This window comes from Streptomyces sp. NPDC006798 (assembly GCF_040635975.1).
Classification (GTDB): Bacteria; Actinomycetota; Actinomycetes; order Streptomycetales; family Streptomycetaceae; genus Streptomyces.
In genome coordinates, this window is the sequence record NZ_JBEYIS010000045.1 from 16,257 (window position 1) to 36,536 (window position 20,280).

The 20,280-nt window shown below is 73.2% G+C and carries 18 protein-coding genes and 1 pseudogene; 5 read left to right on the forward strand and 14 right to left on the reverse strand.

Annotated features, from left to right (window positions below; all coding sequences use genetic code 11):
- Window positions 1–45: 45 nt before the first annotated feature.
- Window positions 46–807: an A24 family peptidase gene (locus ABZ714_RS26195; protein WP_358827784.1), complete on the reverse strand. Its 762-nt coding sequence runs from the start codon at window positions 805–807 to the stop codon at window positions 46–48.
- A 128-nt stretch (window positions 808–935) separates the two neighbouring features.
- On the opposite strand from ABZ714_RS26195, the gene ABZ714_RS26200 reads away from it, so the two are divergent.
- The gene (locus ABZ714_RS26200) at window positions 936–1,328 is read left to right on the forward strand and encodes a DUF192 domain-containing protein (protein ID WP_358827785.1); all 393 of its coding nucleotides are present in this window, start codon (window positions 936–938) and stop codon (window positions 1,326–1,328) included.
- A 45-nt stretch (window positions 1,329–1,373) separates the two neighbouring features.
- Here the strand turns inward: ABZ714_RS26200 and ABZ714_RS26205 are convergent, their stop codons facing one another.
- From ABZ714_RS26205 to ABZ714_RS26265, 13 genes and pseudogenes are all read right to left on the reverse strand, one after another.
- Window positions 1,374–2,825: a hypothetical protein gene (locus ABZ714_RS26205; RefSeq protein WP_358827786.1), complete on the reverse strand. Its 1,452-nt coding sequence runs from the start codon at window positions 2,823–2,825 to the stop codon at window positions 1,374–1,376.
- Window positions 2,826–3,274: 449 nt separating this feature from the next.
- On the reverse strand, window positions 3,275–3,937 hold the full coding sequence (locus tag ABZ714_RS26210; RefSeq protein WP_358827787.1) for an OmpA family protein: 663 nt from the start codon (window positions 3,935–3,937) through the stop codon (window positions 3,275–3,277).
- Window positions 3,934–4,566: a hypothetical protein gene (locus tag ABZ714_RS26215; protein ID WP_358827788.1), complete on the reverse strand. Its 633-nt coding sequence runs from the start codon at window positions 4,564–4,566 to the stop codon at window positions 3,934–3,936. Before ABZ714_RS26215 ends, ABZ714_RS26210 begins: the two co-directional genes overlap by 4 nt.
- A 29-nt stretch (window positions 4,567–4,595) precedes the next feature.
- Window positions 4,596–5,237, reverse strand: a pseudogene (locus ABZ714_RS26220) (pilus assembly protein TadG-related protein); the annotation flags it as partial.
- A gap of 62 nt (window positions 5,238–5,299) precedes the next feature.
- Window positions 5,300–5,548 (reverse strand): hypothetical protein, encoded by a 249-nt coding sequence (locus tag ABZ714_RS26225; RefSeq protein WP_358827829.1) that lies wholly within the window; start codon window positions 5,546–5,548, stop codon window positions 5,300–5,302.
- Between the two features lie 513 nt (window positions 5,549–6,061).
- Window positions 6,062–6,952 carry a DUF5936 domain-containing protein gene (locus tag ABZ714_RS26230; protein ID WP_358827789.1) on the reverse strand — a complete coding sequence of 297 codons (891 nt, stop codon included), beginning with the start codon at window positions 6,950–6,952 and terminating at the stop codon, window positions 6,062–6,064.
- Between the two features lie 18 nt (window positions 6,953–6,970).
- Complete coding sequence (locus tag ABZ714_RS26235; protein ID WP_358827790.1) at window positions 6,971–7,912, reverse strand: type II secretion system F family protein; 942 nt, start codon at window positions 7,910–7,912, stop codon at window positions 6,971–6,973.
- Between the two features lie 127 nt (window positions 7,913–8,039).
- A complete protein-coding gene (locus ABZ714_RS26240; RefSeq protein ID WP_358827830.1) occupies window positions 8,040–9,383 on the reverse strand; it encodes a CpaF family protein in 1,344 nt (447 codons plus the stop codon).
- Between the two features lie 109 nt (window positions 9,384–9,492).
- Window positions 9,493–9,942 carry a TadE/TadG family type IV pilus assembly protein gene (locus ABZ714_RS26245; protein WP_358827791.1) on the reverse strand — a complete coding sequence of 150 codons (450 nt, stop codon included), beginning with the start codon at window positions 9,940–9,942 and terminating at the stop codon, window positions 9,493–9,495.
- A gap of 173 nt (window positions 9,943–10,115) precedes the next feature.
- The gene (locus tag ABZ714_RS26250; protein WP_358827792.1) at window positions 10,116–10,487 is read right to left on the reverse strand and encodes a TadE/TadG family type IV pilus assembly protein; all 372 of its coding nucleotides are present in this window, start codon (window positions 10,485–10,487) and stop codon (window positions 10,116–10,118) included.
- Window positions 10,488–10,635: 148 nt separating this feature from the next.
- Window positions 10,636–11,889: a P-loop NTPase gene (locus tag ABZ714_RS26255; protein ID WP_358827793.1), complete on the reverse strand. Its 1,254-nt coding sequence runs from the start codon at window positions 11,887–11,889 to the stop codon at window positions 10,636–10,638.
- A 7-nt stretch (window positions 11,890–11,896) separates the two neighbouring features.
- Window positions 11,897–12,610 carry a Flp pilus assembly protein CpaB gene (gene cpaB, locus ABZ714_RS26260; protein ID WP_358827794.1) on the reverse strand — a complete coding sequence of 238 codons (714 nt, stop codon included), beginning with the start codon at window positions 12,608–12,610 and terminating at the stop codon, window positions 11,897–11,899.
- 384 nt (window positions 12,611–12,994) lie between these two features.
- On the reverse strand, window positions 12,995–13,852 hold the full coding sequence (locus ABZ714_RS26265) for a hypothetical protein (RefSeq protein ID WP_358827831.1): 858 nt from the start codon (window positions 13,850–13,852) through the stop codon (window positions 12,995–12,997).
- A 652-nt stretch (window positions 13,853–14,504) separates the two neighbouring features.
- On the opposite strand from ABZ714_RS26265, the gene ABZ714_RS26270 reads away from it, so the two are divergent.
- From ABZ714_RS26270 to ABZ714_RS26285, 4 genes are all read left to right on the forward strand, one after another.
- Complete coding sequence (locus ABZ714_RS26270) at window positions 14,505–16,199, forward strand: glycoside hydrolase family 18 protein (RefSeq protein WP_358827795.1); 1,695 nt, start codon at window positions 14,505–14,507, stop codon at window positions 16,197–16,199.
- Window positions 16,200–16,572: 373 nt separating this feature from the next.
- Window positions 16,573–17,937: a M14 family metallopeptidase gene (locus ABZ714_RS26275; RefSeq protein ID WP_358827796.1), complete on the forward strand. Its 1,365-nt coding sequence runs from the start codon at window positions 16,573–16,575 to the stop codon at window positions 17,935–17,937.
- A 539-nt stretch (window positions 17,938–18,476) separates the two neighbouring features.
- Window positions 18,477–19,856 carry an ATP-binding protein gene (locus ABZ714_RS26280; RefSeq protein WP_358827832.1) on the forward strand — a complete coding sequence of 460 codons (1,380 nt, stop codon included), beginning with the start codon at window positions 18,477–18,479 and terminating at the stop codon, window positions 19,854–19,856.
- Window positions 19,853–20,278, forward strand: a complete 426-nt coding sequence (locus ABZ714_RS26285) for a roadblock/LC7 domain-containing protein (RefSeq protein WP_358827797.1) — start codon at window positions 19,853–19,855, stop codon at window positions 20,276–20,278. Before ABZ714_RS26280 ends, ABZ714_RS26285 begins: the two co-directional genes overlap by 4 nt.
- Window positions 20,279–20,280: the final 2 nt, after the last annotated feature.

The window sequence follows — 20,280 nt, forward strand, 5'->3', positions numbered from 1 at the left end:
GGGTGTGTGTCGGACGGGACCGGCGGGAGCCGGAACGGCGGCGGGTCAGGCCGGTACGGCGAGGGCTCCGGCGACCACACCCGTGAACGCGCCCACGATCATGAACGGGCCGAAGGGGATGGCGTCCCGGCGGCCCGCGCGGCCCCGCGCCATCAGCCCCAGCCCGTACACCGATCCGAACAGGAATCCGGCGAAGGCGCCCGCCAGCAGCACCGACCAGCCGTACCAGCCGAGTACGACCCCGAGCCCGAGCGCCAGCTTCACATCGCCGAAGCCCAGCCCGCCGGGATGCAGCAGGAAGAGGACGAAGTACCCGGCGCCCAGGGCGGCCCCGCCGAGCAGCGCCGTCGCCCAGGAACCCGCGGCACCGGGCAGCGGCGCGACGGCGCCCAGTAGTCCGGCCGCCCCGGCGGCCAGCGGCAGGGTGAGCTGGTCGGGCAGCCGGTGGACCCGGATGTCGACCTGTGCCAGCACCGTGGCGAACGGCACCAGCAGCAGCCAGACGGCGAGTTCGGGCCGGGGCCCGGTGGCGGCGGCGAGCAGCGCGCAGACGCCCGCGGCGACGACGGCGGGGCCGTGCGCGCCCCGGACGCCGACGACCGTGCCGTGTCCGCCCGCCGCGCCCTCGGCCCGGCAGCCCGGTCCGCCGAGCCAGCCGCCCGCCGGGCCGGTGAGGGGATGCCCGTCGGGGCAGGCGTCGCGCCACGCCTCGTCCGGCTCGACGGCGAGCCGGTACACGGCCCGGGGCACCAGCAGGCCGCTACCCGCGCCCCAGAGGGCGGCGACGGCGATCAGCGTGACGTACACGGCTCAGAGCGTAGGCCGCCGCGACGGGCCTGGGCCTGGCCGTTGCCCGTATGTCCCAAAGGCCGGTACGGAAGCGTCCGGTTCACGGCGTACGACAGGTCCCGCGGAAGGTTCTAGGGTCGTCGGTCATGGGGCGAGGACGGCGGTGGCGGTGCGGTACGGGCACCTTGCGGCTCACGAACGGCGACGGCGGATGGGACGACGGGAGCGGGGTGGTGATCCCGGTGGAGATCGCGGCGTCGTACGGCACCCGCCGCCGGGGCCTGCTCGGCCGCGACGGGATCACCGGCGCCCTGCTGCTGACCCCCTGCAACGCGGTCCACACCCTGGGGATGCGGTTCGCCGTCGACGTGGCCTATCTGGACCGGGAGCTGCGGGTCGTGGCCCTGCACACCCTGCGCCCGCACCGGCTGGCGCTCCCCCGCCTCCGCGCCCGGCACGTCCTGGAGGCGGAGGCCGGGGCGATGGCGGCCTGGGGCATCCGGCCGGGCGTACGGCTGCGGGTGGAGCCGGGTCCGTGACACCGGGAATACGGGTGACGGCGGTACGGCTCCGCCGCGGGGGCGTCAGGACGCCGCCGGGTCCCAGGGCGGCGGGGGCGTACGGGCGAGTCTGCGGCGGAGCAGGACCGTCCAGCCGACCAGGCCGAGGAGCAGGGCCGTACCGGTGCCGAACCCGGTCAGGGCGATCATCCGCATCGTCGCCCGGCGGTCGGACTCCCCGCCGGTCAGCCCCTCCCGGGCGGCCTCGCGGTCGGCGTCGGTGATACCGAAGCCCGCGGCGAGGGGGTCGGCCGCGTACGGCGGCGCCCCGACCGGCTGCCCCGTCACGGCCACCTTCAGGGTGAGCGGTGCCGCGCCGTCCCCCGCGTCCTGCCCGCCGTCGCCCGCCGACTCCCGGGTGACCCGGACGAAGTACCAGCCGGAGAAGCGCATCGCGCCGATCTCGTTGCTGCTGGCGGTACGGTTCCGGAACGCCGCGGGCACCGTACCGAGGGCGACCGTGCCGTCCCGGCCCGCCGCGTCGGCGCTCTCGACATAGCCGCGGGCGGTGTTGAAGACCGTCATCCGCAGATCGTCGCCGGGGCCCCGGCCGGAGAGCGCCGCGTCGAGGAAGAGCTGCTGCCCCCAGTCGACCGGGACCCGGTAGAACCGGCTCTCCCCGGGGCGGAGTTCGTCCCGCCAGGCGCCCTGGCCGGTGGCGGGCGCGTCGTTGAAGCCCGTACCGCCCTCGACGTCCCGGGGCGCGCCCGACGGCATCCCGGGCGCACTGGTCGGATACGAGTCACCGGTGTCCGCCGGGAACTCCGCGCCCGCGCGCAGTCCGGGCTCCAGCATGAACCGGATCTCCACGGGCCAGTCGCGGGCGTCGCCCACGGACTCGACCGTGTACCGGTACTCGCCCGCCTTCTGGCACTCCCGGCCCGGTCCGATCCGCCGGGTCGCGTAGTCGGCGACGGGCCGGGCGACGGGGGTGTCGAAGGTGATGTTCGTACTGTCGCTGCACTCCGTCCCGCCGGAGGAGACGAGCCCGATCCGGATACCGTCGGACTCGGCGACCCGGGTTCCGGGCGGCGGCGCGAGAACCGCCGACAGATAGGCGTTGGACGTCCCGTCGAGCCGAACCCGGTACGTCTTGCGCTCCCCCACGGCGACGGTGTCGGTATACGTACCCGGCAGCAGCAGGGGCCCTTCGTCGTCACCGGTACCGCCGGTGACGGGCCGGGCGTCCGGGGCCGTCTCGTACGGCTCGACCGGCCCGGCGGCGGCCGGCGCGGTACGCGCCGTTCCGGTGGCGGTCTCCGTCGTCCGGCCCGACTGGGCCGCCCCGGCGGCGGCCGACGCCGGTTCCGGGGCCGCGAGCGGCCCCGCCGTGGCACACGCCAGCAGGGCGGCGGCCCGTATCGCCAGCCGTCGCAGCTTCGCCGCGACCCGGCGACCCCGCCGGTATCGCGGCGGCGGACCGGGATCCGGCTCCCCGGCTGTCGTCACGGCGCTCACCACCCGGCCAGGAACCATCCCGTCCGCTCCTCGGTCCACTCGATCCGCTCACTCCGCACGGCCGGCAACTCCCCGCCGGGCGGGGCGGGTCCGCGCGGACCCCGACCGGGGCGCAGCGTACAGCGCGCGACCGGCCCCCTGTACGACCGGTACGACAGTCGACCCGGCCCGCGCCCCCGCCCTCCGGGGGGAGGCCCACCACGCCATCCGTCCAGCGGGGCGAGCGTTGCCGGGCGACCGCGCGCGGTCGTGGGCCGTTCGCGCAGTTCCCCGCGCCCCTGAAGGCTCTCCCCGGCACCGCCCCTGAAAAGGGAGGCCCGCCTCATCAAGAGGGGCCTGCCTCTTTCCGAGGGCGATCAGGAGGGCAACCAGGGGCTCGGGGAACTGCGAGACCAGCCGGCCACGGTCCGCAGACCGCGAACAACATCAGGCCGCCGGGCACGGGCCGGGACTCCAGGCGCGGCGCGTCAGCCGGACGCGGCGCGGGAGCCCGTCGGGAAGGTGATCTCGACCCGGCGGTTCTTCTGGCGTCCCTCATCGGTGGAGTTGTCGGCGATCGGATAGTCCTCGCTGTAGCCGCGGACCTCGTAGGTGACGGCCGGGTCGTTCAGCTGTCCGCTGACCGCCCGGTGCACGGCCTGGGCGCGCTCCGTGGAGAGCTTCTGGCCGTGTTCGTACGTGCCGAGGTCGTCGGTGAAGCCGAAGACCCGGACCCGGTTGGGCCGGTTCTTCCGGATCTCGTTGACGATGGCCGCGATCCGGCCGGACGCCTGCGGGGAGAGCGCCGAGCTGTTCTTGCCGAACAGCACCTCGGCCTGGAGGGCGAGGGTGAGGGACGTGGTGGTCTCCTCGCGTCGCTCCTCGCCGCCCTCGGTCTCCACGATGGAGACGATGTCCAGGACGCGCGGCGCGGCGAGCGTGGCGCCGTCCCGCATCTTCAGACCGGGGTCGGTGGGGTCGATCCGGGGCAGTTCGGAGGCGTCGGCGGTACCGGCGGGCGCCTGGGCGAGCGGTTGCCCGTCGGCGGACGCCGGGGTCGCGCCGGAGAGCTGGGCGCCCGTCACCAGGATCACCGCGGCGACCGCGGCGGCGGCGGGGCGGCGGGCCCCGGGGCGCGTACGGCCGGTCATGACAGCCCGATCGTGGCGGTCGGCATCAGCGGCAGCAGTACGTCCACGGACTTGGTGGCCGCGGGCGGCGCCGGGTACTGGGCGAAGAAGTCGAGGCTCTGGCCGGGCTGCATGGTGCTGAGGCCGGTGGTGGTGAGGGGGTTGTTGTCGGTGTCCCGCAGCACGTAGTAGCGCTTCTTGGTGGTCTTGTCGACCAGGGTCATGCCCGCCAGCGACGGTCCCGTCTGGCTGACCTTGGTCTCGTTGCCGCTCCAGTCGAGCGGCGGGAACTGGCTCTTGGCGCCGCCGTTCTTGAGGATGCCCGAGACGGTGAGGAAGCCCCCGCTGTCGCGTTCGGCGCGCTGGAACGTGAGCTGGAAGCCGTTGGCGCCGGTGATGGTCGCCAGCGGGCCCTCGGTCTCCCCGTTCTCGCCGGTGGTGCCGTCCGGCGTCCGTTCCGTACTTCCGCCGTCGTCGCGCTGTCCCGGCTGTTCGGCGCTGCCCGCGGGCGCGGGGTCCGAACCCTTGTCGTCGCCGTCGCCGGAGTCGCCGAGTCCGCAGGCGGTGAGGGAGAACATCAGGGCGACCGCCGTCAGGGCGGCGGCCGTACCGGTTCTGCTCAGGGGCCTTGCTCCGTGCCGGGTCCTCATCAGTGCTGTTCCTTCGTTTCGGGTCACGGTCAGTCCTCGGCGAGCCGTACGGCGAGGAGGTCGGACATCTCGGGGAAGGAGTCCGGCCGTTCGGGGTCGATCGTGAAATCGCCGTCTTCGCAGCGCAGCTCGCCCAGCGGCGGCTCCTCGGGCGGCTCCTCGCCCTCCTCGGGGGGCTGTTCGCCCTCCGGCGGTACCGACGGGTCGGGCGACGGGGGCGGCTCGGGGCTCGGCGCGGGTTCGAAGTCGCACCGGGACTCCACGACCGCCGTCGCCCGCGCCTCGCCGTGGTCGTTCTCGGTGCCGGGGACGACGGTGTCGCCGACCGGGTTCTGCGAGCGGGTGCGTACGGTGAACCCCCAGCGGCCGTCCGTGAGGGCACCGCAGCTTTCCACCGTGGCCTTGTTGGCCCCGGCGAGCCCGGTCGCCGCCCCGCAGGGCGCGCCCGAGGCATCCGAGAAGTCCCCTTCGAGCAGCCTGCGGAGGAAGTCCGCGTCGATCGGCGGCTGCCAGAGTTCGTCCCCGATCCGGTCCCGGGACTCCTGGGCGGCGGCGAGCGCGGCGGCGTCCGCCGCGGACTGGGTGCCGTTGCGGTTGGCGCCCGCCTGCCCGACCACGAAGAACGCGAGGGCGGCGAACAGGACCAGGACCACCATCGTGATGTACAGCGGAGCCGCCTGGCCCCTGTCGTCCCGGGCATACGGTCCGCCGTCCGACCGCCGCGAGGTCTCGGCTACTTGCCGCCGCCGCTGTTGAGAATGTCGTTGACCTTGTTCCTCAGACCTGTGGCGATGTCCCGGTGCACGCCGGTTCCGACGATGGCCGCGATGATCAGGCCGACCAGCACGATCACCCCCACGTACTCCACCGCCCCCTGCCCCCGGTCCCGCCGTTCCTTCAGCGCCTGCGTCCTGGCGGCCGTCCAGGCCCCGAGGTGGACCCGGGTCTTGACCAGGGCCTTCAGCGTCACGTCGTTCGCCATCGTCTTCCCCTTCGACGCCGGAGGCGCCACGACACCCGCCCGGCTCGTACCGGTCCATGACACCACCCGCCGTGACGGCTTCCTCGCGGTACGTACGGACAGCGTCGTCTGCACTGTATGACGTGGCCGAACCGTTGCGAAGGGGGCCAAGGGCCGAACGTCCTTCTGCTGCGGCGAGTTGATGAGCTAACAGCCGATTTCGGCCGGGGCCGGGCGGGGTGTCGGCGGGCCCCGACGACGGGGTCGCGGGGAACAGTCGTCCGGGGTCGCGGCGGGTGTTCGGCGTCTCGTCCCGCGCCGGTTCGGGAGCTGGTGGCGTCACGGGCTCCCCCTCCCGCTCGTTCGGCCCGGTGGTGACGGTGGACGGCCCGCCGGGCGTACCGGGGTCCGCCGTCGAATGTCCCACATCCGATTGCGAAAGCGAAGACGGTCGGCCGAACTCGCCGCGTGCGGCGGGGAGTCCGGGCCGCCGGGTGTCCCTCGGCGCCGGTCGGTGTCGCGAGTGCACGGCGCTCAGCCGCCGAGGACGTCGGCGAGGTCGACGCCCGAGCCGTAGTAGAAGCTCATCACGATCAGGATCATCGTGGCGGGCAGCATGACCAGGGTGACCACGAGGGTCGCCTTGGGGATGGCCCGGGCGGCGTCCCGGCGGGCGTTCTGGGCGTCCGTACGCCGCATGTCGGTGGCGATCTGGATCAGGGTCTCCACGATCGGCGCGCCCAGCTCCTCCCCCTGCTGGAGCGCCGTGACGAACATCGACACCTGCTCGCTGTCGTTACGTCTGCGCAGTTGGTCGAAGGCGTCGCGGCGGCTGACGCCCATATCCATCTGGCGCAGGGTGATCCGGATCTCGTCGGCCCACGGCCCCTTGTACTTCTCCGCGACCCGTTCCAGTGCCTGCCGGAAGCCGAGTCCGGCGGAGACGACGACGGCGAGGACGTCGAGGAAATCGGGGAGGGTGCGTTCGATATCGGCGCGGCGGCGGCGGATCGCGGCCCGGATGATCACATCGGTCCAGGTCAGTCCGAAGACCAGGGCCAGGGCCGCGACCAGGAACTGTCCGCGCAGCAGCATCGAGAAGGCGGCGGCGACGCCGAGGGCGCCGTAGACGGCCCGGCGGGCGGCGTAGCGGTCGACGGTGAGTCCGCCGGGGTTGCCCGCCGCGTCCAGCCGCCGCCGCAGGGCGTCGACCCGTTTGGGTCCCATGGCGGCGAGGACCGCGGGGGCGTACCGCATGCCGAGCCGGTCGATACCGGAGCCGACGGCGGTGGTTCGGGTGGCGCCGACCTCCAGCGCCAGGACGAGGTCGCCGGGGAGTTTGGCGTCGGCGCGGTACATCCGGATCCCGTGGAAGATCCCGTAAACCGACAGTGCGAGGAGGGCGGCCAGCAGCAGTCCGGTCATCGTCGTCACTCCTTCCGCTCAGACCTGGATCCGGGACATCCGGCGGATCATCAGCCCGCCGAGGGTGTAGAGGCCGACGGCGATCAGGGTGGCCGTCTGGCCCACGAGCGAGCCGGTCATCTCGTCCAGCGCGCCCGGTGTCATGGCGTTGATCATCAGCAGGAAGCCGAAGCCGAGCAGCGGGACGGCGAAGGCGGTGACCTTGATCTGGGAGAGCATGGTGGTGACCTCCCGCCGGGTCTCCTTCCGCTCCTCCAGCGTCTGGGTGAGGTTGCGCAGGGAGCTGACGACCTGGCCGCCCGCCCGGTTGGCGAGGACGAGGGTCGTGACGAGGACGACGAGTTCCCGGGAGGGCAGCCGGTCGGCGAGTTCGGCGAGGGCGTCGTCCAGGCTCTGGCCGACGGCGAGCCGGTCGGCGACGAGTCCGAGTTCGGCGCCCGCCGGGTCGTCCAGTTCGTCGGCGGCCATCGCGAGGGCGGTCCGGAGCGCGAGCCCGGCCTGGGTGGCGTTGGCGAGGACCCGGGCGAGTTCGGGGAGCTGGTTGATGAACGCCTCGGTCCGTTTCGCCTGCTGCCAGGTGAGGAAGGACTCGGTGCCCCAGAGGGCGGCGAAGGCGGCCAGGACGCCGAAGAAGGGGGTGAAGACGGCGGCGACGATCAGATAGACGGTGAGGAGTACGGCGGCGGTGGCGACGACGTACTCGCCGGGTGTGATGTCGAGGCCGGTGGTTCTGATCCGGCGTTCGAGCCGGCGGCCGTAGCGGGTCCGGCGCACCCGGCGGTCGACGGCGGGGAACCGGCGCCGGCGGGCGCCGGCCCCGGCGGGCGGACCGGACTGGGACATCCGGGCGACGAGCGCCTGCGCCCTGGCCCGGCCGACGGACCAGTGGTGGACGCCGAGGACCCCGCACACGCCCGCCAGCAGGACGGCCGAGAGGGTGAGGAGTACAGGGGTGGTCATAGCGGACGGAAACCTTCTGGGACGAGGGCGGGGGCGGGGGCCGGGCCGGGCGAATGAGCCCGGTGGTTGGCGGCGGTACGGGCGCAGCGCGCCGGACCGCGGGCCGGATACGTGGTGGCGTACGTGGTCACAGCGCCCGCGTCCCCCGGACGGCGAGCTGGTCGTCGCTCTCGGCGACCCCGAACACCAGCGGCAGGACCTCGTTCCGCAGATGCAGCCGCTGGGCGATCCGGCGGGGCACCGGATGGTAGAGAAACCGGCCGTGGACCCGGCCGTCGGCCGACATCGGCAGGGCGTCGAACCGGCAGACGGAGACGATCCGGTACTCCTCGCGGCCGTACGAGTCCACCACGGCGATCTCCGTCACCCGGCGGGAGCCGTCGGCGTGCCGGGTGAGCTGGACGATCACATCCACGGCGCTGTTGATCTGGTCCTTGATCGCCGCGAACGGGATCTCGACCTCCGACATGGAGGCCAGGGTCTGGAGCCGCATCAGGGCGTCCTCGGCGCTGTTGGCGTGGACGGTGGCGAGGGATCCGTCGTGGCCGGTGGACATCGCCTGGAGCATGTCGAGGGTCTCGCCGCCCCGGACCTCGCCGACGATGATCCGGTCGGGGCGCATCCGCAGGGAGTTGCGGACCAGGTCGCGGATGGTGACCCGGCCCTTGCCCTCGACGTTCGGGGGGCGGCTCTCCAGGGTGATGACATGGCTCTGCTGGAGCTGGAGTTCGGCGGAGTCCTCGATGGTGACGACGCGTTCGCCCTCCGGGATCAGCCCGGAGAGGGTGTTGAGGAGGGTCGTCTTGCCGGTACCGGTGGCGCCGGAGACGATCACATTGAACTTCGCCCGGACGAACCCGGCGAGCAGCAGGGTCATCTGTTCGTCCAGCGACCCGGCGCCGATCAGCTCGGGCAGGGTGAAGGCGCGGGGGAAGCGGCGGATGGTGAGGATGGGGCCGCTGAGGGAGAGGGGCGGGATGATGACATTGACCCGCTCGCCGGAGGGGAGCCGGGCGTCCACCATCGGATTGGCCTCGTCCACCCGGCGGTTGACGGTGGAGACGATGCGCTCGATGGTCTGCATCAGCTGCTCGGTGGAGGAGAACCGCATGGGCAGCAGTTCCAGCCGGCCGGACCGTTCGACATAGACCTGTTCGGGGCCGTTCACCATGATCTCGCTGATCGAGGCGTCCTCCAGCAGCGGTTCGAGGATGCCGAGCCCCAGGGCCTCGTCCACCACACGCCGGATGAGCTGGGCGCGTTCGGCGGTGGAGAGGACCGGGCCCTCGCGGCTGATGATGTGGCCGAGTACCCGCTCCAGCCGGATCCGGCGGTCACCGGCGGCGAGCGCCGACATCTCGGCGAGGTCGATCTCCTCCAGCAGCTTGGCACGGTAGACGGCGACGAGACGGCCGACCTCGCCCCGGCCGTCGACCGGTTCGGGGCTGCCGATGCGCGCCCGCAGGCTCATGTCTGTCATCTCCCAGGTGATGCGGTGGTGCGGTGGATCGGGGCGGCGGCGAGTGCCGTACGGCCTGTGGGACTCGTACGGCCCGTAGGACTCGGTCGGGTCGGTCGGCTCAGTCGCAGGGCATGGTCACGGTCCTCACCGCCGGATCGAGGTCTAAGCCGGGCAGCAGCGACGGCACGTCGACGACGGCGGTCACGGATATCTCGTCGTCCTCGTCGGCACAGCGGCCCGGGTCGAAGTCGGCGCCGTCCGCGAGCCAGCCGCTGATCGCCGCCCGCCCGGCCGCCGCGCCCCGGCCGGAGCCGTCCTCGGTGGCCTCGGTCCTGGCGGCGGCCCGGGCGGCGGTACCGGCCTGCTGGGCGGTGTAGGCGACGATCCCGACCTGGATCGCGGCGAGGGCGACGAAGAGGAGCAGGGCGACCACCCCGGCGAACTCGACGGCCGCCTGCCCCTGGTCACGGTCGCGGCCCCGCGCGGGGGCGACCCGCCGCAGCGGCCGGGCGCGGAGTGCTTCGCCGTACGCCCTGCGGCCTGATACGGCCCGGTGCCCGGCCGCCACCTCGCGGTCGGCCGCGGCGGCATGCGGGGAAGCGGCCCCGGGCGCCGTCCGCCCCCGTCGGGCCGGTGCGCCGGGACCGGCCGGGGAACAGTCGGGTACGGACCGGGCCCCGGCCCTCGGACGGACCGGGCCCGGTGTCGGCGCCCCCGGCGGCCGTCGTACGCGTCCCGCCGTCATCGTTCACCGGCCCTCTCGTCGAGCGCCGCGCCCTCGCCGGTGAGGGTGAGGCCGATATCGCCCCCGCCGGGGAAGAACGCGGGGACCCGCAGCTCCACCCTGGCCCGGTACAGCTCCCCGTCGGAGCGGCAGTCGACATCGGCGGCCCGCCAGGAGCCGGAGAGCGTCCGGCGGGCCGCCGCGTCGCAGGCGCCGCCGCCGCCGACCGCGCCCGCCCGGGCGGCCTCGTCGGCCGCGTTCCCGGCGAGGGAGAAGGTGTAGCCGGTGAGGGCCGCCTGCCAGAGCAGGCCGATGGTCAGCAGGATCACCGGGACGGTGCCGGTGAACTCGATCGCGGCCTGGCCCCGGTCGTCGTACCGCCGTTGCACGGTCCCGGTCCGGCGCCGTACGAGGCGAAGGGCGGCCCGGCCTCGGCCCCTCACCGCACGCCCCCCGGGCTCGTACCGCCGACGGCACCCCGGGGCGCCCCGAGTACGACACGGGCGGTACGGCTGCGGGCCCGGGCCCGTACCACCGTCACCGGGACCGCCCCCGGCGGAGGCCGAGGGAGCCGCGGTCGCCCCGGAACCGGCCGGTCTTCGCCGCCCCGGCCTCCTCCGGGACGCGGACCAGGCCGAGTTCCCCGGCGAGCGACCACAGCGCCTGCTTCACCGCCGACTTGGCCTCCAGGTCCTGCATCCGGCCCGCGTCGATCACCGGCTGAAGCTCCTTGAACCCCGCCGGGACCGTCGCGCGGGCGACCTTCGTGCCGGTGATCCGTTCGATCAGCGGTGGCTGGATCTCGGTGGAGCGGGTGTGCCGGTTGACGACGGTCACGGTCTCCTCCGCCTTGCGGATCTGGAGCCGGTCCCACATCCGGACCATGCGTTTGGCGGCCCGGACCGCGACCACGTCGGGCGTGGTCACCAGGACCGTCGTATCGGCCATCTCGATCGCCGCCGCGTTGCCCCCGGTCATCAGGGTGCCGCAGTCAACGATCACCACCTCGTGGCGGCCGCGCAGGGCGCTGACGATCTGGCGTACGGCCCGGTCGCCGACGTCCTCGCCGCGTTCGCCCTCGGCGGGGGCGAGCAGCAGCCCGACACCGGTGGGGTGGGCGAAGAGGGCGTCCTGGAGGACCCGGGGCGAGATGTCGGAGATCTGGGCCAGGTCGGCGACGGAGCGCCGGAACTGGACGTCGAGATAGGACGCCACGTCCCCGGCCTGGAGATCGAGGTCGACCAGGGCGACCGTCCGGCCCGAGGCGCGGGCGGCGAGGGCGAGCTGGACGGCCGTGACCGTCGTCCCCACCCCGCCCTTGGCGCCGCTGACGGTGACGACGGTCCCGCCGGATCCGGCGACCAGCTCCCCGGCGTGCCCGAGGTGGCGGCGGACACCGGTGGACCAGGCCGCGGCCGACTGCACCCGCTGGGCCAGTTCCTCGTACGACAGCGGCAGCCCGATCAGGCCGCGGGCGCCGGAGTCCATCGCGGCCGAGTAGAGCCCGGGTCCGGCGTCCACGGTGACCAGGACGACCCCGACGGCGGGGAAGCGGAGGGCGACGTCCCGGACCACCTCCAGCGCCGGGACCGGGCCGATCCGCTCGTGGACCAGGACGACCTCGGGGAGTTCGTCGAGGGATTCGGCGGCGAGCCGGGCCAGCAGGTCGAGCAGCGATGTGGAGTCGCCGACCGGCGGCAGTGGCTCGGCGTCGGGCAATTGGCCGAGCAGGGTGGTGACCGACCGGGCCGCCTCCGGGTCCCCCACGGCCGGGAGGATGCGTGTGGTCATCCGGCACTCACCTGCTCTTGTCTTCGTCGAGGGTGTACGTGCTCTCGCCGGGCTTCAGCGCGCCGGGGCTGCCCTTGGAGAGGAGGGCGAGCCGGACGTTCTCGGCGAAGGACTCCGCGTAGGCGACGCGCTGGGCGTCGGCGGTGTTCAGGGCGAAGGTGATGGGGACGGCCTCTCGGGCGGCGTCCCGGCGTTCGTCGCGCTTGGCGCCGATGGGGGTGAGGGTGCCGACGTCGATCACCCGGGCCTTGGAGACGATGATCCGGGACTCGTCGGGGTCGCTCTCCCGCCGCCCCTCGAAGGTGGCGAAGATATTCACCAGGTCACCGGGGGCGATCTTCCCGGCGACCCCGGTCGCGGCGTCGATCATGATGGCGATCTCCTGCTCCCCCGCGGCCAGCGCCGGGCGCTTGACGATCATGTCCTCCTGGAGGAGGGACCCCTTGCGGAGCTTGGTGACCGCTATCCGGCCCTGGATATGGGCGAGATCGGTGACGGCGCTGTCGGAGAGCCAGCGCTCGGGGATGGCGGTCTTCTCGAACTGGTCGGCGCGCAGGGCGGTGTAGGGCGCGATATCGGATTTCAGCCGGTACGCGGTGACCTCGGGGCCGACCTTGGAATTCACGTCGCCGATCACGGTGATCACGCCGAAGAAGGCGGCGAGGGCGCAGAGGACCGAGATCGTGAGCAGGATGACGCCTCGGCGTTGGCGTGAATTCATGAGCTGGGGAACCTCGTTCGCGGAAACGGAAGGGACGACGGGAGGGCGGAGCGCGAGCAGTGCCGGAAGTGCGCGGAGCGCGAGGTGTGCGGTGAGCGCGAGGTGTGCGGTGAGCGCGGGGTGTGCGGAACGCGCGGGCAGGGGCCGGTGCGGGCGCGGCGTACGGCGCGCGAGAGCCCCAGGCCTCGTACGGCGCGCGAAAGCCCCGGCCGGGAGGCGCCACCCGGAGGCCCGAAGCGACGTACCGCGTACGCGAGCCGGGAGCCGCGTACGGCGTACGGAAGCCCGGGGCGGCGTACGGCGTACGGCGGTCCTCCCCCGGGCCCTCCCCGGGGCCCGGCGGTTCCGCTCGTGGTCGGTCCTGCCCCGGCCGGGCGGGCGTGGTCAGCCTGCGGGGGTTCCATGGCCCAGGACACCGGAGTTCCGCGGGCCACCCGGTTCGAGCTGGTGGCCCTGCCCCGCCGGGGCGGCGGGCGCCGAACAGAATCCACAGAGGTCGCCGATGAGTTCGATCCCGCACCAGACGCACTTGGACCGGCGGACGGAGGAGACGAGCTGGTAGAGGATCGAGATATCGGGCAGGAAGGCGGCGAACTCCACCAGCTTGGCCGTGCCCCACCAGCCGGGCGAGTCGGCGGGCAGGGGGACCTCGTCCACGGCCTGGCTCTGCCAGGCGGGGGCGAGTGTGCCGGTGACCCAGTCCGGCTGGGCCTGCCCCTTGGCGATCACCATCCGGGTGGCGAAGTCCGGGCCGGTGAGCGGTGGGCCCGTACGGTCGGCCGTACCGATCCTGATCAGCTCGGGCTGGGGGTTGGCCAGTACGGCGAACTGGGCCCCGGGCAACCAGGACTTGGCGTGCGACTTCAGGCCCACCGGGACCCGGTCGAGCCGGGCCACCGAGTGCAGCAGCGCCCCGCTGTAGACGTAGTGGGAGAGCAGCCGGGCGGCGGAGGCGACGACTCCGGGGCCGAGGTCGCAGATCGAGAGCTGCCGGAGCTGGCGGGTGATCACGGCGACTCCCAGCGGCGGGAGTTCCAGCTTGAGCAGGGCGATCCGGGGGCTCTCCAGCATGGAGCGCACGGTGTGCAGCCGTCGTTCGTGGGCGACCGGAACGGACGCCGGGTAGGGCACGACGAGATGTCCGTACTGCTCCAGCAGCAATCCGGCCGTCCGCAGGGCGTCTTCCAGCGGGGCGTCGCCGGGGGACGGCAGCGCCGCCGCCGTGGGGGTATGCGGATCCATCGGCGGTAGCACCAGATCTGCGCTGGTGACAGCTATTGCGGTCGGCACGCTGGTTCCCCGTTTCGACAACGGCCCACGGGGGTCCGTGACCGCGGTTCCGTACTGCCTGCTGCTCCTGCCTCAGCACTTTAGCCACGAGGTGGCGGCCGGAGAACACCCCGCCGGAACTCACCGCCCCGTCCCGCACACGCTCCGCTCAGGCCAGAGCCGTACATACCCCCGTGAAGGCCGTCGTATCCCCGGAGCCGTCACCCGTGATCCGCCCGGAACCCCACCCGATACCCCCGGAACGCCCGGCGCAAGGGCCGGGGGGCCCGAATCTTCCGTACCCACCGGGGAATCGACCGAAAATCGCCCCCGCCGAACCCGGTCGCGGGCCGGTCGGCGGCGGCCCGCCCGGGGAGGGCCGGGACCGCGAATCGCTGACGGAGGTCTTGACAACCCCATTGGTCTGGACCAGTTTTACGCCAAGCGGTGGCTCAGGGAACGAACGGCGGACTCACGCGGTTCTCCCCCGTTCCACCCCTGTGTTTCTCGTTGTTTTCTGTTCTCTCCTGCTCCTTCCTGTCGTCGGTCCGGTCCTCCCGGATCCCCCCACCCCCCACACCCACCTCGTCCCAGTACCTCCACCCCCACACTTCGGAGGCAGTACGTGGTATTCGACAGACGTCCGCGGAGATGGCTCGGCGGAGCCCTGGCGCTCGCCGTAGGCGCCGGTCTCACCGTGCTCGGAACCGCCGGCCCGGCCCAGGCCGCGGACATCAACAACGCCAAGAACCCCGGCTTCGAGACCGGGCTCGCCAACTGGACCTGCACCGGCGGGAACGGCGCGACCACCTCGACCCCGGTCCGGACCGGCGCCGCCGCCCTCAAGGGCACCCCGGCGGGCAGCGACATCGCCCGGTGCAGCCAGACCGTCGCGGTCAAGCCCAACTCCAGCTACACCCTGAGCGCCCATGTCCAGGGCAGCTTCGTCTATCTCGGCGCCTCCGGCACCGGGACCACCGACGTCTCCACCTGGTCGCCCGGCGGCACCGGCTGGAGCCAGCTCTCCACCAGCTTCCGTACCGGTGCCTCCACCACCTCGGTGACGGTCTACACCCACGGCTGGTACGGCCAGTCCGCCTACTTCGTCGACGACGTCAGCGTCTTCGGCCCGGACGGCGGAGGCGGCGGCGAGGAGCCGCCGGTCGTCCCGCCGGTCCCGACCGGGCTCGCCGCGGGCACCCCGACGGCCACCACGGTCCCGCTGAACTGGACCGCGTCCGCCGGTGCCACCCAGTACCACGTCTACCGGAACGGGGCGAAGGTCCAGTCGACCAGCGCCACGTCGGCGACCGTCACCGGACTGACCCCGGACACCAGCTACCAGTTCGCCGTCTCGGCGGCCAACGCCGCGGGCGAGTCCGCCGCCTCCACCCCGCCGATCACGGTCCGCACCCGGATCGAGGACACCAACCCGACCGTGCCCCGGCACGCGGTGACCGGCTACTGGCAGAACTTCAACAACGGCGCGACCGTCCAGAAGCTGCGCGACGTCAGCCCGAACTACGACATCATCGCCGTCGCCTTCGCCGACGCCACCACCACACCCGGTGAGCTGACGTTCAACCTCAGCCCGGCGCTCGGCTACGCCAACGTCGCCGAGTTCAAGTCGGACATCGCCGCCAAGCGGGCCGCGGGCAAGTCGGTCATCATCTCCGTCGGCGGTGAGATCGGGAACGTCACCATCAACAGCGACGCCTCCGCGACCGCCTTCGCCAACAGCGCCTACGCGCTGATGCAGGAGTACGGCTTCAACGGCGTCGACGTCGACCTCGAACACGGCATCAACTCGACCTACCTCACCAAGGCCCTGCGCCAGCTCTCCGCCAAGGCGGGGCCCCGGATGGTCCTGACGATGGCCCCGCAGACCCTCGACATGCAGTCGACCGGCACCGAGTACTTCAAGCTGGCGCTGGCGGTCAAGGACATCCTCACGGTCGTCAACACCCAGTACTACAACAGCGGCGCCATGCTCGGCTGCGACGGCAAGGTCTACTCCCAGGGCTCCGTCGACTTCCTGACGGCGCTCACCTGCATCCAGCTCCAGGGCGGCCTCGACCCGTCGCAGATCGGTATCGGGGTCCCGGCGTCGCCGCGCGGCGCGGGCGGCGGCTACGTCTCCCCGTCCACGGTGACCGCGGCGCTGGACTGCCTGGCCCGCGGCACCAACTGCGGCACGTTCCGCCCGGCCCAGACCTACCCGGCCCTGCGGGGCGCGATGACCTGGTCCATCAACTGGGACGCCCACTCGGGCAACGCCTGGTCCAACGTGGTGGGACCGCACGTCCGCGGCCTTCCGTAACCCGCCCGGCGGCGGGCCCCCCACCCGGGGCGGCACGCCGCCGGACGGCCCGGCCCCCGTCCGGATCCGCCGGACCACAAGGCCAGTCGTACGTACCGTTCACCCCCACGCCGAGGTCGTACGACACCAGCGGCAGCGCCACCGACCTGTCCCGGTGGCGCTGTCGCGCTTTTCCGGTCCCCCCGGCCGCCCGCCGCCCTCCCCGGACCGCCCCGCCGACGGGGGCGTATCCGGCGCCGCACCGGCGTGCGCACCGCCCGCACCCCCGACGCCATCTTGACCAGTCCATGTCATGGCCCCACGATGTGTGCCCACACGGCACCATCCATCCGCGTCGCATACCTGTTCCACCCCCATCCCTCAGGAGACAGCAATGCGCCTACGCATCCGCGGCAGCGGCCGGGGCAGACGAACGGCGGCGATCACCGGCCTGCTGGCGATCGCCCTCATGGCCCCGCTCACCGCCAACGCGGTCCAGTCCGACGCCGCGCCCGACCCAGGGACCCGGCGGACGGCGGCGGCCTCGGCGGCCGCCGAACGGATCACCCAGTACCAGGTCGACGGCGTCGTCGGCGCCGCCCAGCGGACCGCCCTGGCCGCGACCGGCGTCGCGATCGACGAGGTCGACGCCCGCGCGGTCGTCGTCAGCGCCGACCCGGCCCAGGCCAAGAAGCTCAAGGCGCTCGGCTACCGGCTCACGGCCCTGCCCGGGCCCCCGGCCCGTACCGCCGCCGGAACCGACGTCCGGCCGCTCGACTTCCCGCCCGCCGACTCCCGCTTCCACAATTACGCGGAGATGAACGCGGCGATCGACCAGCGGATCGCGGCCCATCCGAACATCATGAACAAGCGGGTGATCGGCCGGACCCACCAGGGCCGGGACATCATCGCCGTCAAGGTCAGCGACAACGTCGCCACCGACGAGAACGAGCCCGAGGTGCTCTTCACCTCGCAGCAGCACGCCCGCGAGCATCTGACCGTGGAGATGGCCCTCTATCTGCTGCGGGAGCTGGGCGAGGACTACGGCACCGACGCGCGGATCACCAACGCGGTCAACGGCCGGGAGATCTGGATCATCCCCAGCATCAACCCGGACGGCAGCGAGTACGACATCGCCACCGGCTCCTACCGCAGCTGGCGCAAGAACCGGCAGCCCAACACCGGCTCCACGGCCGTCGGTACCGACCTCAACCGGAACTGGAACTACCGGTGGGGCTGCTGCGGCGGCTCCTCCACCAGCCCCGGCTCCGAGACCTACCGGGGCCGGGCCGCCGAGTCCGCGCCCGAGGTGAAGGTCGTCGCCGACTTCGTCCGCGGCCGGGTCGTCGGCGGCAAACAGCAGATCAGGACCGGAATCGACTTCCACACCTACAGCGAGCTGGTGCTCTGGCCGTACGGCTACACCTACTCCGACACCGCCGCCGGGATGACCCAGGACGACCGGAACGCCTTCGCGGCGGTCGGCCAGAAGATGGCCGCCAGCAACGGCTACACCCCGCAGCAGTCCAGCGATCTGTACATCACCGACGGATCGATCGACGACTGGCTCTGGGGCAACCAGAAGATCTTCGGCTACACCTTCGAGCTCTTCCCGCGCAGCGCTTCGGGCGGCGGCTTCTATCCGCCGGACGAGGTGATCGAACGGGAGACCAGCCGCAACCGGGACGCCGTACTCCAGCTCCTGGAGAACTCCGACTGCATGTACCGCTCGATCGGCAAGGAGGCCCAGTACTGCTGATACCCGGATGACGGGCCGTAGCCGTACCCAGGGCCCGTAAGGACATGTCGGACGACGGCGCGCGCCCCCGGGCCCGCGCCGTTCGTTCGCCGCCCCGCGCCGCGTGTCCGCCCCGCGCCCTGCGTGAGCCCGTACGCCTCCGGAGCCTCCGGCCGTACGCCCCCTCCGGCCCTGAACCCCGGACCCCGTACCCTCCGGCCGTACGCCTCCGGACCCGGCGCCCCCTCCAGCCGTACGCCCCCGCGCCCCGCGCGCGGCCCCGTCCGGGCGCCCCCGTACGCACCGGTCCTGCGCTGCGGCCGGTAACCGTCGGCCGGAGGGCGCCCTCCCGCCCCGGGACCGGGCGGCGCCGAGCCACACTCCCGGCCGCCGCCACCAAAGTTGGCCGAAATTTTCCGTGGACCGCCCGCGTGTCGCCTTTTCCGGACCGCCGGTGAAGGACTTTGCCCACCGGTGCCGGTGGTGAACCCGTCAAGTGTTCTATAGGGTCCCCGGAGTTGACCACTTCGCACACGTCTGCTGTGCACGAGGAGCAGTTGATGGCCGTGTTCGGCGTCGCCGCAGTCGCCGCCCTTTTACTCGCCGCAGTCGCGGCGGCGCTCGTGTACAGGTCACAGGCCCGTCGCGCACGGGCCCGCGCGGCCGATCTCGCGACCGCCGCCGACCGGTTCGCCGACCAGTCGGTACCGGCGCTGATGACCGCGATCCGGCAGGGCGGGAGACCGGGCTCGGCACTCGCGGCCGTACCCGCCCCCGAACACCTCGCCTACCAGCGGGTGATGCGGCAGATCGCGGACGAGGCGGAGCGCGCCGAGCGGCTCCGGGCCGCCGCCGTCTCGGACGCCGGGCTCGGTGAGAAGCGCCGGGCCGCCGCGATGGCCGCCTGTGCCAACGCGGCCGGGCGGATGCAGGCCATGACCACCGGCATGCTCGCCGACCTCCGCGAGATGGAGCATCTCCACGACGACGAGGACGTCCTCGCCGATCTGCTCCACCTCGACCACCGCACCGCCCAGGCCGGGCGGCTCGCCGACTCCATCGCCGTCCTCAGCGGGGCCCGCTCCGGGCGCCGCTGGGCCAAGCCGATCCCGATGGAATCGATCCTGCGCGGGGCCATGGGCCGGATCGCGGGCTATCAGCGGGTCCGCCTCCGTTCGGTCGCCGACATCGCTGTCGCGGGCCACGCGGCCGAGGGCGTGATGCATCTGCTCGCCGAACTCCTGGACAACGCCTGCAACTTCTCGCCCCCCACCACCGACGTCCACGGCTATGTCGCCGAGGTCCCGGCCGGGGCCGTGATCACCATCGAGGACAGCGGTCTGGTGATGGGCGAGACGGCGCTGCGCCGGGCCGAGCGGGCGGTCACCGGGAACTCCGGCGACCTCTCCACCCTCACCGGCACCAGGCTCGGCCTGGCCGTGGTCGGGCGGCTGGCGAAGAAGCACGGACTGACGGTCTCGTTCCGCCCGTCGGCCATCGGCGGCACCGGGGTGGTCGTGATGATCCCCCAGGAGCTGATCACCCGCAGCCGCCCCGACGAGCCCCAGGTACCGGTCGCCCTGCGGCGCACCGCCCGCCGGGCGGCCGTCGCCCCGGCCCCGGCCGCCGCCCCGGCGCCCGAGCCCGTATCCGTACCGGACCCGGCGAAGACGCCGGGCGAACGGTCGCGGCCGGCCGCCGACCTGCCCAAGCGGCGGCGCGGCCGGACCCTGGCGGCCACCCACCCCGAAGGACTGCCCAGCTCCGCCGCCCCGGCCGAGTCCGGTTCCGGCGGTACGAGCGCCCGGCCGCAGTCCGCCGGAGCCGGAGCCCGCTTCGGCGCCTTCCGCCGGGCCGTCACCGGCCGTACGCCGGACTCCGGCCCCGGCACCACCACGACCACAACCCCCGCGACTCCCCTTTCGGAGGACGACCGATGACCGTATCCGCCACCGGCGCGGCTGGCCTCGGCTGGCTGCTGGAAGGTCTGCTGGAGCGCACCCCCGGCACCCGGCACGCCCTGGTGCTCTCCCGGGACGGCCTGAAGCTCTGCCATACCGCCGAGCTCTCCGCCGACCGGGCCGACCAGCTCTCCGCGATCTCCGCCGGGATCCAGAGCCTCTCCCACGGCGCGTCCGTGGAGTTCGGCGACGGCTCCGGCGGCGTACGCCAGTCGATGACCGAGTTCTACGGCGGCATCCTCTTCATCGCCGAGGCCGGCGCGGGCAGCCATGTCGCCGTGGTCGCCGCCGAGGACGCCGACGCCGGACTCGTCGGCCACAACATGCTGGAGCTGGTCGAGCAGTTGGGCGAGCACCTGAGCGCCCCGCCCCGGTCCGCCGATCCCGCCCCCGTGGATTGATC

Bases quoted from the DNA above. Each gene is read 5' to 3' on its own strand.
- ABZ714_RS26285 (WP_358827797.1), top strand. From the start codon at position 19,853: ATGACCGTATCCGCCACCGGCGCGGCTGGCCTCGGCTGGCTGCTGGAA.
- ABZ714_RS26230 (WP_358827789.1), bottom strand. From the start codon at position 6,952: ATGACCGGACTGCTGCTGGCCGCCCTCCTCGCACTGTCGGTTTACGGG.
- ABZ714_RS26200 (WP_358827785.1), top strand. From the start codon at position 936: ATGGGGCGAGGACGGCGGTGGCGGTGCGGTACGGGCACCTTGCGGCTC.
- ABZ714_RS26225 (WP_358827829.1), bottom strand. From the start codon at position 5,548: ATGGCGAACGACGTGACGCTGAAGGCCCTGGTCAAGACCCGGGTCCAC.
- ABZ714_RS26215 (WP_358827788.1), bottom strand. From the start codon at position 4,566: ATGAGGACCCGGCACGGAGCAAGGCCCCTGAGCAGAACCGGTACGGCC.
- ABZ714_RS26235 (WP_358827790.1), bottom strand. From the start codon at position 7,912: ATGACCACCCCTGTACTCCTCACCCTCTCGGCCGTCCTGCTGGCGGGC.
- ABZ714_RS26205 (WP_358827786.1), bottom strand. From the start codon at position 2,825: ATGGTTCCTGGCCGGGTGGTGAGCGCCGTGACGACAGCCGGGGAGCCG.
- ABZ714_RS26210 (WP_358827787.1), bottom strand. From the start codon at position 3,937: ATGACCGGCCGTACGCGCCCCGGGGCCCGCCGCCCCGCCGCCGCCGCG.
- ABZ714_RS26240 (WP_358827830.1), bottom strand. From the start codon at position 9,383: ATGAGCCTGCGGGCGCGCATCGGCAGCCCCGAACCGGTCGACGGCCGG.
- ABZ714_RS26275 (WP_358827796.1), top strand. From the start codon at position 16,573: ATGCGCCTACGCATCCGCGGCAGCGGCCGGGGCAGACGAACGGCGGCG.
- ABZ714_RS26255 (WP_358827793.1), bottom strand. From the start codon at position 11,889: ATGACCACACGCATCCTCCCGGCCGTGGGGGACCCGGAGGCGGCCCGG.
- cpaB (WP_358827794.1), bottom strand. From the start codon at position 12,610: ATGAATTCACGCCAACGCCGAGGCGTCATCCTGCTCACGATCTCGGTC.
- ABZ714_RS26265 (WP_358827831.1), bottom strand. From the start codon at position 13,852: ATGGATCCGCATACCCCCACGGCGGCGGCGCTGCCGTCCCCCGGCGAC.
- ABZ714_RS26280 (WP_358827832.1), top strand. From the start codon at position 18,477: ATGGCCGTGTTCGGCGTCGCCGCAGTCGCCGCCCTTTTACTCGCCGCA.